At 66.8% G+C, this 11307-nt stretch carries 11 protein-coding genes; 5 read left to right on the top strand and 6 right to left on the bottom strand.

Going from position 1 to position 11307, the window contains the following annotated elements; genetic code table 11:
• Nucleotides 1-225: 225 nt before the first annotated feature.
• The 3 genes from JZ792_RS15930 to JZ792_RS15920 all read right to left on the bottom strand — a co-directional run bounded on the left by JZ792_RS15930 (nucleotide 226) and on the right by JZ792_RS15920 (nucleotide 1770).
• Nucleotides 226-408: a DUF5302 domain-containing protein gene (locus JZ792_RS15930; protein WP_216911246.1), complete on the bottom strand. Its 183-nt coding sequence runs from the start codon at nucleotides 406-408 to the stop codon at nucleotides 226-228.
• A gap of 129 nt (nucleotides 409-537) precedes the next feature.
• A complete protein-coding gene (locus JZ792_RS15925) occupies nucleotides 538-1035 on the bottom strand; it encodes a pyridoxamine 5'-phosphate oxidase family protein (RefSeq protein WP_216911237.1) in 498 nt (165 codons plus the stop codon).
• A gap of 33 nt (nucleotides 1036-1068) precedes the next feature.
• Nucleotides 1069-1770: an IclR family transcriptional regulator gene (locus JZ792_RS15920; RefSeq protein ID WP_216911236.1), complete on the bottom strand. Its 702-nt coding sequence runs from the start codon at nucleotides 1768-1770 to the stop codon at nucleotides 1069-1071.
• Between the two features lie 179 nt (nucleotides 1771-1949).
• On the opposite strand from JZ792_RS15920, the gene leuC reads away from it, so the two are divergent.
• The 3 genes from leuC to JZ792_RS15905 all read left to right on the top strand — a co-directional run bounded on the left by leuC (nucleotide 1950) and on the right by JZ792_RS15905 (nucleotide 4923).
• The gene (gene leuC, locus JZ792_RS15915) at nucleotides 1950-3374 is read left to right on the top strand and encodes a 3-isopropylmalate dehydratase large subunit (RefSeq protein WP_216911235.1); all 1425 of its coding nucleotides are present in this window, start codon (nucleotides 1950-1952) and stop codon (nucleotides 3372-3374) included.
• A 102-nt stretch (nucleotides 3375-3476) separates the two neighbouring features.
• Nucleotides 3477-4085: a 3-isopropylmalate dehydratase small subunit gene (gene leuD, locus JZ792_RS15910; RefSeq protein ID WP_109528054.1), complete on the top strand. Its 609-nt coding sequence runs from the start codon at nucleotides 3477-3479 to the stop codon at nucleotides 4083-4085.
• Between the two features lie 157 nt (nucleotides 4086-4242).
• Complete coding sequence (locus tag JZ792_RS15905; RefSeq protein WP_109528053.1) at nucleotides 4243-4923, top strand: HU family DNA-binding protein; 681 nt, start codon at nucleotides 4243-4245, stop codon at nucleotides 4921-4923.
• 118 nt (nucleotides 4924-5041) lie between these two features.
• Here JZ792_RS15905 and JZ792_RS15900 read toward each other — a convergent pair whose 3' ends face one another.
• The 3 genes from JZ792_RS15900 to cofC form a co-directional block, all read right to left on the bottom strand.
• Nucleotides 5042-6019 carry an NUDIX hydrolase gene (locus JZ792_RS15900; protein ID WP_216911234.1) on the bottom strand — a complete coding sequence of 326 codons (978 nt, stop codon included), beginning with the start codon at nucleotides 6017-6019 and terminating at the stop codon, nucleotides 5042-5044.
• The gene (locus JZ792_RS15895; RefSeq protein ID WP_216911233.1) at nucleotides 6016-8190 is read right to left on the bottom strand and encodes an RNA degradosome polyphosphate kinase; all 2175 of its coding nucleotides are present in this window, start codon (nucleotides 8188-8190) and stop codon (nucleotides 6016-6018) included. The genes JZ792_RS15900 and JZ792_RS15895 overlap by 4 nt, the downstream gene beginning before the upstream one ends.
• Before the next feature lie 71 nt (nucleotides 8191-8261).
• Nucleotides 8262-8936, bottom strand: coding sequence for a 2-phospho-L-lactate guanylyltransferase (cofC, locus tag JZ792_RS15890; protein ID WP_216911232.1), 675 nt, complete (start codon nucleotides 8934-8936; stop codon nucleotides 8262-8264).
• Between the two features lie 95 nt (nucleotides 8937-9031).
• On the opposite strand from cofC, the gene JZ792_RS15885 reads away from it, so the two are divergent.
• Both JZ792_RS15885 and JZ792_RS15880 read left to right on the top strand, forming a co-directional pair.
• Nucleotides 9032-10042 (top strand): NAD(P)H-dependent glycerol-3-phosphate dehydrogenase, encoded by a 1011-nt coding sequence (locus JZ792_RS15885; RefSeq protein ID WP_216911231.1) that lies wholly within the window; start codon nucleotides 9032-9034, stop codon nucleotides 10040-10042.
• 77 nt (nucleotides 10043-10119) lie between these two features.
• Nucleotides 10120-11226 (top strand): D-alanine--D-alanine ligase family protein, encoded by a 1107-nt coding sequence (locus tag JZ792_RS15880; RefSeq protein ID WP_216911230.1) that lies wholly within the window; start codon nucleotides 10120-10122, stop codon nucleotides 11224-11226.
• Nucleotides 11227-11307: the final 81 nt, after the last annotated feature.

Raw genomic sequence — 11307 nt, 5'->3', positions numbered from 1 at the left:
GGCATCGCCGTGGGTGGGGTTGCGGGCTTTTCTGTGATCTTGTTCCGTGATTGTGCGGGGTGTTTACCGGAGTTGCCGGGGTTTGCTCGGCTAGGTATCGAGTGATGCCTCCGCGGTGTGTCGGGGGTGGTGAGAGGCTCGTCACGTGAAAAAGCCCTACTGGTCGGTCGACCAGTAGGGCTTTTTCGTTATCCGGCGCCTGTGAGCTGCGACGGAGGGGAGCTGCTACCCGCTCTTGCGGCGGAACTCCCGCTTGTGGCTGGCGTTGCCTTGCGGCGCGGCGGCCTTGGAACGGCCGTCGAGGTGGTCGTTCGCCTTGGCGTTCTGGGAATTCTTGCGGTCGAGCGCCTCCTTGAACTTGCGCTTCACTTCGTCGGCACCGCCGTTGGAACTATCCGAATCCGTCATCGCCTGCTCCTCGTCATCGCGGCCCTGTACCGCGTCCACGGACGCCGTACAGGGCCGATTCGTGTCCAACCGCCGGAAACGCTAACGCGCGACGCGACGGCTGTCAGTTGCATTATCCGGTGTGCCGCCTCAGGCCGAGGGGGCGGTGGTACCGCCGAGGGGGATGGCGGGCATACCGAGTTTGCGGTGGTCCCAGCTGCGCACCCGGTCCGGCCGCACCCGGATCGCGACCCGCTTGTGCAGCATGGCCTCCACCGCGGGCCGCATCTCCTCGCTGTACGGGCCGGTGTAGCGCTCCCACACGCTCACGCCGACCGCGAACAATCGCTCCGGGTCGTCGATGATCTCGGCGGTGCCCTCCAGTGAGACGCCGCGCAGCTGGTCGTAGGTGTCGCCCGATTCGATCATGCAGGTGATGCGGGGGTCGCGCCGCAGGTTGACGGCCTTCTGCGATTTGGCCTTCGTCTCGAACCACACCTCGCCGTCGATCAGGGCATACCACATGGCGATCAGGTGCGGCGCTCCCGTCGGGCCGATGGTCGCCATCGTCGCGACGCGGCTGTGCTCCAGGAATTCGGCGATCTCGGTATCGGACATCACGATCTGTGCCCGCTGGTTGACTCCCATGGGCCCACTGTAGAACGCTCGATCTGGAACGCGTTATAGGCGTTTGTGCAGCGCCTCGGCCGCGGCGACCAGATCGGCGGCCCAGCGGGCGCCGGGTCGGCGGCCCATCCGATCGATCGGGCCGGAGACCGACACGGCCGCCACCACGGTGCCCGCGGCGTCGCGGACCGGGGCGGATACGCTGGCCACGCCTGCCGCGCGTTCGGCCGCGCTCTGCGCCCAGCCGCGTTTGCGCACTTCGGCCAGGGCTCGGTCGCCGAAGACCGCGTCGGCCAGGATGGTGCGCTGCAACTCCGGATCGGCCCAGGCCAGCAGCACCTTGGCGGCCGAGCCAGCGGTGAGCGGCAGTCGCGCTCCGATCGGGACGGTGTCGCGCAATCCGACCGGCGGTTCCAGGGCCGCGATACAGACCCGCGCATTTCCGTCACGGCAGTAGATCTGCACGCTCTCGCCGGTGATCTCGCGTAGACGCGGCAGAATGGCGCCCGCCGCCTCCTGGAGCGGATCGGAGGCGCCCGCCGCGAGCTCGGCCAGCGCCGGGCCCGGTCGCCACAGCCCGTTGTTGTCCCGGGCCAGCAGGCGGTGCACTTCCAGGCCGACCGCGAGGCGGTGCGCGGTGGCTCGGGGCAAGCCCGTGCGGGTGCACAGTTCGTTGAGGCCGCACGGATGCTCGGCGACGGCGTAGAGCACCGCCACTGCTTTGTCGAGGACGCCGATACCGCTATGCTGTCTCATAGAACGATACTAGCGTCTCGGATACTGAGAACTTCAACCGAGAAGTCCGACTGGGATTTCACTCGATGCGAAGTTCGGTCCGATGTCCGGGACATCGCTGTCAACAAATCTGTGCGGCCGGCAGCGCGCTCTCAGCCCAGAACGCGTGATCCGGTCGCCGTCCGAAAGGTGATCGAGAAATGGCCGACCGCCCACGCACCCTGGCAGAGAAGGTGTGGGAAGAACATGTCGTCGCCCGCGGAGCCGGCGATGGTGTCTCGCGCGAACCCGATCTGATCTATATCGACCTGCACCTCGTCCACGAGGTGACCAGTCCGCAGGCCTTCGACGGCCTGCGCGCCGCGGGCCGTCCGGTACGCCGTCCCGACCTGACCATCGCGACCGAGGACCACAACGTCCCCACGATCGACATCGACAAGCCGATCGCCGACCCCGTTTCCCGCACCCAGGTCGAGACGCTGCGGCACAACTGCGAGGAATTCGGTATCCGCCTGCACCCGATGGGGGATCTGGACCAGGGCATCGTGCACGTCGTCGGTCCGCAGCTCGGACTGACCCAGCCCGGCACCACCGTCGTCTGCGGTGACAGCCACACCTCGACGCACGGCGCCTTCGGCGCGCTGGCCATGGGAATCGGCACGTCCGAGGTCGAACACGTGCTCGCCACCCAGACATTGTCGCTGCGGCCGTTCAAGACCATGGCGATCAATATCGACGGCACCGTGCCCGATGGAGTCACCAGCAAGGACGTCATCCTGGCGGTGATCGCCCAGATCGGCACCGGCGGTGGTCAGGGCTACGTCCTCGAGTACCGGGGCGAGGCCGTGCGGGCCATGTCCATGGAGGCCCGGATGACCATGTGCAACATGTCCATCGAAGCGGGCGCCAGGGCGGGCATGGTGGCCCCGGACGCGATCACCTACGAATTCCTCGAAGGCCGCCCGCACGCGCCGCAGGGAGCCGACTGGGATGCCGCGGTGGCCGCCTGGGACGCACTGAAGACCGACGAGGGCGCGGTTTTCGACGCTGAGGTCCATATCGACGCGAGCACGCTGTCCCCGTTCGTCACCTGGGGCACCAACCCCGGTCAGGGTGCGCCGCTCAGCGATACGGTGCCGGATCCGGCCCGGATCGCCGACGAGGGTACGCGCGAGTCCGCGGAGAAGGCACTGCGGTACATGGATCTGATCCCGGGAACCCCGCTGCGGGATGTCTCGGTCGACACCGTATTCGTGGGTTCCTGCACCAACGGCCGTATCGAGGATTTGCGTGCCGTCGCGAGCGTTTTGAAGGGCCGCCGCGTCGCGGACGGGGTTCGAATGTTGGTCGTACCGGGTTCGATGCGTGTGCGCGCCCAGGCGGAAAAAGAGGGATTGGGCGAGATTTTCGACGCGGCGGGCGCCGAATGGCGTCAGGCCGGATGTTCGATGTGCCTCGGAATGAACCCGGATCAGCTTTCGCCGGGTCAGCGCTGTGCTTCCACCTCGAACAGGAACTTCGAGGGCAGGCAGGGCAAGGGCGGTCGTACGCACCTGGTTTCCCCGCTGGTGGCCGCCGCGACGGCGGTCCGCGGAACTCTGTCCTCGCCTGCGGATCTGGACTGAATTCCGCCGTTTCCGGGCCGTACGCGGCCGTCTCGGGCCGATGAACGGCCACCGACGGGCTCGCGTCGCCCATGAATACCTCAACCGACCCAGGAGAATCTGATGGAAGCTTTCACCGTTCACAAGGGGACCGGGGTGCCGTTGCGCCGGTCCAATGTCGATACCGACCAGATCATCCCGGCGGTGTACCTGAAGCGGGTGACCCGAACCGGATTCGAGGACGGACTCTTCGCCGCGTGGCGTAACGATCCGGACTTCATTCTCAACGTCGAGCCGTACAACCGCGGCAGCGTTCTCGTGGCCGGTCCGGATTTCGGAACGGGGTCCTCTCGGGAGCACGCCGTATGGGCGCTGTCGGACTACGGCTTTCGGGTGGTCATCTCGTCGCGCTTCGCCGACATCTTCCGCGGCAATGCGGGTAAGGGCGGGTTGTTGGCCGCGCAGATGTCACAGAACGATGTCGAATTGCTCTGGAAGATGATCGAGGAACAACCCGGCATCGAATTGGTAGTAGACCTCGAAGCGCGAACGGTGACGGTTGGAACCGTCGTGTTGCCGTTCGAAATTGATGACTACACGCGCTGGCGTCTGCTGGAAGGTTTGGACGACATCGGTCTTACGCTGCGGCGTAGCGACGTCATCACCGAGTTCGAAAAGGTAAGGCCGAGTTGGAAGCCCACTACCCTGCCCGCGCGCATTTCACAGGCGTAATCACTGGGTTCCGATAGCTGGTCATCGTGGGAGGCGGTAGCTAGACGTGTGCTAAACCACGATGAATTTTGGCGTGGCACATAGACTCTTGCTCAAACTGGGTTTACCGTGGTACCTAGTCGGTCCGACGACGGGCCATTAGTCTGCGGAGGATTCAATGAACAAGGCGGAACTGATCGACGTTCTGACCGAAAAGTTGGGTACGGACAGGCGCACGGCTACCGCGGCAGTCGAGCATGTTGTCGACACCATCGTGCGCGCGGTGCACAAAGGCCAGAGCGTCACGATCACCGGTTTCGGTGTGTTCGAACAGCGAAAGCGTGCCGCCCGTGTGGCCAGGAACCCGCGCACCGGTGAAACCGTCAAGGTGAAGCCGACTTCGGTGCCCGCGTTCCGTCCCGGTGCCCAATTCAAGGCCGTTATCGCGGGCAAGCAGAAACTTGCCGCCAGCGGCCCTGCGGTCAAGCGGGGCGTGAATGCCCCTGTGGCGGCCAAGAAGACCGCCGCCAAGAAGACGGCAGCGGCCAAGAAGACCGCCGCCAAGAAGGCGACCGCCACCAAGGCGCCCGCCAAGACGACGGCAAAGCGGGCCGCGGCCAAGGCTCCGGCAAAGACCGCCGCTCGCAAGGCGACTGCCACCAAGACGGTCGCCAAGAAGGCACCCGCCAAGAAGACGACGGCGGCCAAGGCCACGGTGAAGAAGGCCGCACCGGCCAAGAAGACCACGGCAGCGGCGGCCAAGAAGACCACCGCGGCCGCCAAGAAGACCACCGCGGCCAAGAAGGCGCCCGCCAAGAAGGCCCCGGCCAAGAAGGCCCCGGCTCGTCGCGCTCGCTGACCCGAGCATCGGCGGTCCAGCGCCGCCGGGAGATTCGCCCCAACGCAGCCGAATCACCCGCCATACCGCAGAGAGACGGCCCCGGATAACCTCCGGGGCCGTCTCTCGGTCATATCGGTCAGGACGGCGGCGAATCCTTCACGACCTCGGTGGAGATGGAACGGTCGAGGTGGTCGGCGGCGACGAGCGCGTCGTCGACGAACGACAACACCCAGACACTGCCCTTGCGATTTCGGGCGGGTTGCAAGGTCAGGCCGTCCTTCTTCGCCCACCAGGCCATCAGATCCGGAATGACCTTGCCCTGGCTGCACACCACTCGCACCGCACGGTCGGAGACCAGCGACACGGCCCGCTCGCGCGCCGCGTCGGTATCGGTCGCATAACGGATTTCGGACAGCAACGGCTCCGACGTGATGTCGGTACCCAACTTCTCGGCCAGCGGCCGTACCGTGTCCACACAGCGCACCGGATCGGCCGAGTAGATCTCCTCGGCGCCGAAGGCGAGCAGGTTCGGGATCAGCGCTTGCGCCTGGGCCGAACCCGCCCGCTCCAGCGGGCGCTGTTCGTCCGGGCCGTCGAAAGCGTCGCGGCGGCCCGCCTTCGCGTGCCGCACCAACAGCAGTGTCGAGGTGTGCGCGGGCAGGCGGGCGAAGGTTCGCACCACCTGTCTGTCCATCGGATAGGAGAGTTCGTCCATCACCCGCTCCAGCGGATGCCAGTGCAGGACGTCGACTTCGGAGTTGGCGCTGAATTCACCGCCGGTGACCTCGGCCGCCCAGTAGTCGACCCGCTTGAGTCTGCGATGGCCGGGTATCGGATAGGTCACGTGTCCGAGATATCGGCCGAGCCTGCAATCGAGGCCGGTCTCCTCGTGGACTTCACGCACCGCGGCCATGATCGGTGTCTCGCCCGGGTCGAGTTTGCCTTTCGGCAGCGACCAGTCCCGGTACTTGGGCCGGTGCACCACGGCGATCTCGATGGCGCGCGACTTCCCCTGCGACCGCCGCCACACCACCGCGCCCGCGGCGTGAATGTTGGCTCTGACTCGGGGATCCCAGAACGGACCTGCTGCCTCGTATCCCGTCGGGTCGTTCACTGCTGTTCCGGTCTCCGTAGCCGCATGAGGTACTCCTGATGATCTCTGACCGCGACGTCGTCGGAACCGTCCTGTTGGGGCCAGGCGTGCCAACTTCCGTTGGCGCTGAGCTTCCAACTGCGCGTGGCGGGATCGAGCGCCGATTCGAACACCGCGTCGAGCTGCTCGCTCAATCGCGGATCCTTCACTTGCGCCATGACTTCCACGCGCCGGTCCAGATTGCGGTGCATCAGGTCGGCGCTGCCGATCCAGTACTCGTTCTGCGCCCGGAAGTGCAGCACCCGTGAATGTTCCAGGAACCGGCCGAGTATGGAACGCACTTCGATGTTGTCGCTCACGCCGGGCACGCCGGGCCGAAGGCCGCAGATACCGCGCACCACGATCTCCACCGGCACTCCGGCCTGCGAGGCGCGATAGAGCGCGTCGATGATCTGCTCGTCGACGATCGCGTTGGCCTTCAAGCGGATTCGGGCCGGAGTGCCCTCGCGGGCCAGTTCGGTCTCACGCTGTATCCGCTCGATGATGCCCGCGCGCACACCCTGCGGTGCGACAAGGAGATTGCGGTAGTTGGCTTTTCGCGAATAGCCGGTCAGCGAGTTGAACAGATCGGTCAGGTCCGCGCCGATTTCGGGTGCGGCGGTGAGTAATCCGACGTCCTCGTACAGTCGCGCCGTCTTCGGGTTGTAGTTGCCGGTGCCGATGTGGCAGTACCGTCGGATGGTCGAGCCCTCGCGGCGCACCACCAGGCAGGTCTTGCAGTGCGTCTTGAGGCCGATCAGGCCGTAGACCACGTGCACGCCCGCCTGCTCCAGCGCGCGTGCCCACTTGATGTTGGCCTGTTCGTCGAAACGGGCCTTGATCTCGACCAGCGCGACGACCTGCTTACCGGCCTCGGCGGCGTCGATGAGCGCGTTGACGATCGGCGAATCGCCCGAGGTGCGGTACAGGGTCTGCTTGATCGCCAGCACCTGCGGGTCGGCGGCGGCCTGTTCGATGAAGCGCTGCACGCTGGTGGAGAACGAGTCGTAGGGGTGGTGCACCAGCACATCGCCCTCGCGCAGCGCCTGGAAGACGTTGCGCGGGGTCTCGCGTTCGCCGAACGCGGGCGGTGTCGCGGGGACGTACGGCGTGTCCTTGAGATTGGGCCGGTCGACCCCGTACACCTGCCACAGGCAGGACAGGTCGAGCAGTCCGGGCACCTGGATCACGTCGCCCTCGTAGACGTCGAGTTCGCGCAACAGCAGATCGAGCATGTGCTCGGTCATGTCGTCGGAGACCTCGAGGCGTACCGGGGATCCGAAGCGGCGACGGGCGAGTTCGCGTTCGAGTGCCTGGAGCAGATCCTCGTCGCGGTCCTCGTCGACTTCGAAATCGGCGTTGCGGGTGATGCGGAAGGAGTGGTGTTCGACCACTTCCATCCCGGGGAAGAGCAGATCGAGGTGCGCGGCGATGAGCGCTTCCATCGGAAGGAACGCGGCGATGGGCGAACCGGACTCGCCACGGCGCACGCGCACGAAGCGATCCACGTTGTCGGGCACCTTGACCCTGGCGAAATGCTCGCCGCCGGTGGCCCCGTCCTTCACCGTCACGGCGAGATTGAGACTCAGTCCGCTGATATACGGGAACGGGTGGGCCGGATCGACCGCGAGCGGTGTGAGGACAGGGAAGACCTGGTCCTGGAAATGGCCCGATAGTCGGGTGCGTTCGGCTTCTTCGAGATCGGACCAGTCGATGATCGCGATACCTTCGGCGGTCAGCGCGGGCAGCACCGAATCGAGGAAGACCCTGGCGTGGCGATCGGCGATCTCCTGGGCGCGCGCCGCGATCAACTCCAGTTGCTCGCCGGGGGAGCGTCCGTCGGCCGAGCGCACCAGCAGGCCGGTTTCGGCGCGGCGTTTGAGGCCCGCCACGCGGACCATGTAGAACTCGTCGAGATTCGAGGCGAAGATAGCCAGGAATTTCGCACGCTCCAGCAAAGGCAGCGACGAGTCCTCCGCGAGGGCCAGAACGCGGGAATTGAAGTCGAGCCAACTGAGTTCTCGGTTGAGGTAGCGATCACGTGGCAACTGCTGCTCGGCCGAATCCGCCGAGACCGGCGTCACAGCGGGCGGCGGTGTGGGAAGCAACTGCTGCTGCTTGACAATTTCCGTATCGCTCACGCCATCGATCATCCCCTACTCACCGGTCCGATTGCACGCCGACTCCGCGATTACACCCGGGTTCGATCTGTCGTGGCGATCGACTAGCACACCCGTCGAACGGCCTCGTGAACATGGCCGGACCAGCCGATGTCGCGTAAGAGGGCGCGCGTCGCGTCACCCGCGCCGAGTTCGACCGCGCGATCCAGATCGACCGCCGTGTCGACATCCCTGCGCAGTCCGGGCCAGTCGCCCGCCAGATCCGTCGCGCCCGCCGCGATATGCGCGCGCGCCGAGTCCGGACCGAAGCGCGGGTCCAGCGCGACCGCGGGACCCGCGGCGTAGAGCGCCGCCGTGCCGGTGCCCGCGTGATCGACCACGATCGAGCGTCTGCCCACCGGGGCCGCCGCGAGCATCGCGCACAGTTCCTCCGGACGGACCGCGGGCAGATCGGCCTGCAACGCGAGCAGTTCGACCGGGCCGTTGGCTCGACGCAGCGCCGACGCGGCGTCGTCGAGCGCGGCGTTCAGATCGGAGATCCGCGGCTCGGGATGCACGGCCGCGCCGAGTTCGGCGGACAGGGCGGCGACCACGGGATCGGGCGTGACGACGGTGACCGATCCGATGCGGGGCACCGTCAGCGCGGCCGTCACGGTATCGGTGAGCATCGCGAGCACCAGCCGCGCCCGGAGTTCCGGGCGCAATCGTTCGGCCAGTCGGCTCTTGGCGAGATCGAGGTTCTTGACCGCGATCACGGCATGCACGTCGTGCGGGCGCATGGACCAATACTTCCATGACGGTCCACGCGCCCCGCCACGCGACTCTTTCGGGGGTATCGGGCAGTCGCGGCGGTTCCGAATGGCATATTGGGCGGATGACGAGGGCGGCGGTACTTGGTGCGGGGTCGTGGGGCACAGCGTTCGCAAAGGTGTTGGCGGACGCCGGTACCGACGTCACGATCTGGGCGCGCAGGCCGGAGGTCGCCGAGGCGCTCGCCACGAAGCATCGCAACCCGTCCTACCTGCCCGATGTGCAGCTGCCCGCCGTCGATGCCACCGACGATCACGTCGAAGCGTTGCGCGGGGCGGAGATCGTCGTCCTCGCGGTGCCGTCGCAATCGCTGCGCGCGAATCTGGAGACCTGGAAGGACGCGCTCGGCGACGCGCTGACCCACCACGACGCCACCCTGCTGAGCCTGGCCAAGGGGATCGAGACCGGCACCCTGCTGCGGATGAGTCAGGTGATCGGCGAGGTGACCGGTGCGGATCAGGACCGCATCGCGGTGCTGTCCGGCCCGAACCTGGCCAAGGAGATCGCCGCCGAACAGCCCGCCGCCACCGTCATCGCGTGCACCGACGAGGCGCGCGGGATCGCGTTGCAGCAGGCCAGTGCCAACGCCTACTTCCGGCCCTACACCAATACCGATGTGATCGGTTGCGAGATCGGTGGCGCGTGCAAGAACGTCATCGCGCTGGCGTGCGGCATCGCGGCCGGAATGGGCTTGGGGGACAACTCCATCGCGAGTCTGATCACCCGCGGCCTCGCCGAGATCATCCGGCTCGGGGTGGCGCTGGGCGCCGAGCCGGTGACGCTGGCCGGTCTCGCCGGAGTGGGTGACCTCGTCGCCACCTGCACCTCACCGCTGTCGCGCAACCGGTCCTTCGGACATGTGCTCGGGGCGGGCGGATCCATGGAGGCGGCGCAGCAGGCGACCCACGGTCAGGTGGCCGAGGGTGTGAAGTCCTGCACATCGGTGCGGGCCCTCGCGGCGGCGCACGACGTGGAGATGCCGCTGACGAACGCGGTCCATCAGGTGTGTCACGAGGGCGTTTCGGTGGCCGAGGCGGTCGGCAACCTGCTGGGCAGGCGGATGAAGCCCGAATGATCGTGCGGGGCCACGACGGCCCGGCATGATAGGGCCGGGACCGGTATCGCGGGCCCGAAACGGGTACGGTTCCCACCATGACGAACCGGATCAAGGTGGCAGTCGTGTTCGGCGGGCGGAGCAATGAGCACGCCGTGTCGTGCGTATCGGCGGGCAGCGTGCTACGCAACCTGGATCCGGACAAGTACGAGGCCATCCCCATCGGCATCACCACCGACGGCAGTTGGGTGCTCGGCGGCGCCGACATCGCCGAGCTCGGGTTGCGCGACAAGGAATTGCCCGCGGTCGACACCTCCGGTACCGCCCTCACTCTCGCCGCCGACCCGAAACGGTCCGGCGCGCTCGTGGCCCTCGACGAACCGGGTGTCGTACTCGGCTCGGTCGACGTGGTGTTTCCGATCCTGCACGGTCCCTTCGGCGAGGACGGCACCCTCCAGGGCATGCTCGAACTCGCGGGCATCCCGTACGTCGGCCCGGGAGTGCTGGCCAGTGCGGCCGGTATGGACAAGGAATTCACCAAGAAGCTGTTCGCCGCCGAGGGACTGCCGATCGGCAGTCAGGTGGTGCTGCGTCCCGGCGTCGAGACACTGACCGAGAAGCAGCGCGCGCAACTCGGACTGCCCGTGTTCGTCAAACCCGCGCGCGCGGGTTCCTCGATCGGCATCACCAAGGTGACCGACTGGGCCGCGCTCGACGGCGCGATCGCCACGGCGCGGGCGCACGATCCCAAGGTCATCGTCGAAGCGGGCATCGTCGGGCGCGAAGTCGAATGCGGCGTATTGGAATTCCCGGACGGCCGGATCGAGGCCAGCGTGGTCGCCGAGATCCGGATGCCGACGGCCGAAGTCGCCGGTTCGGCGGACGCCGGGTTCTACGACTACGAGACCAAGTACGTCGACGACATCTGCGAACTCGATGTCCCCGCCGATCTCGACGACGACACCTCCGAGTTGATCCGCGATCTCGCGGTGCGCGCCTTCCGCGCACTCGACTGCCAGGGCCTGGCTCGCGTCGATTTCTTCGTCACCGAGAACGGCCCGGTGCTCAACGAGATCAACACGATGCCGGGCTTCACCGCGATCTCGCTCTACCCGCGGATGTGGGAAGCCAGTGGACTGGACTACGCGAAACTCGTCTCCACGTTGATCGAGACGGCGATGGCGCGGGGGACCGGCCTGCGCTGAGCAGGTGTGCGTCGCCGACGGTGCGCCGCACTATCGGTGGTACCGGGAGAAGTCGCCCGGCCGAGATCGGCTCGGGCCTAC

This window comes from Nocardia noduli, from assembly GCF_019038455.1.
Lineage (GTDB): Bacteria > Actinomycetota > Actinomycetes > Mycobacteriales > Mycobacteriaceae > Nocardia > Nocardia noduli.
This window is presented reverse-complemented; position numbering and strand designations above follow the sequence as displayed.

Bases quoted from the DNA above. Each gene is read 5' to 3' on its own strand.
- leuC (WP_216911235.1), top strand. From the start codon at position 1,950: ATGGCCGACCGCCCACGCACCCTGGCAGAGAAGGTGTGGGAAGAACAT.
- leuD (WP_109528054.1), top strand. From the start codon at position 3,477: ATGGAAGCTTTCACCGTTCACAAGGGGACCGGGGTGCCGTTGCGCCGG.
- cofC (WP_216911232.1), bottom strand. From the start codon at position 8,936: ATGCGCCCGCACGACGTGCATGCCGTGATCGCGGTCAAGAACCTCGAT.
- JZ792_RS15905 (WP_109528053.1), top strand. From the start codon at position 4,243: ATGAACAAGGCGGAACTGATCGACGTTCTGACCGAAAAGTTGGGTACG.
- JZ792_RS15920 (WP_216911236.1), bottom strand. From the start codon at position 1,770: ATGAGACAGCATAGCGGTATCGGCGTCCTCGACAAAGCAGTGGCGGTG.
- JZ792_RS15885 (WP_216911231.1), top strand. From the start codon at position 9,032: ATGACGAGGGCGGCGGTACTTGGTGCGGGGTCGTGGGGCACAGCGTTC.
- JZ792_RS15930 (WP_216911246.1), bottom strand. From the start codon at position 408: ATGACGGATTCGGATAGTTCCAACGGCGGTGCCGACGAAGTGAAGCGC.
- JZ792_RS15895 (WP_216911233.1), bottom strand. From the start codon at position 8,190: ATGATCGATGGCGTGAGCGATACGGAAATTGTCAAGCAGCAGCAGTTG.
- JZ792_RS15880 (WP_216911230.1), top strand. From the start codon at position 10,120: ATGACGAACCGGATCAAGGTGGCAGTCGTGTTCGGCGGGCGGAGCAAT.
- JZ792_RS15925 (WP_216911237.1), bottom strand. From the start codon at position 1,035: ATGGGAGTCAACCAGCGGGCACAGATCGTGATGTCCGATACCGAGATC.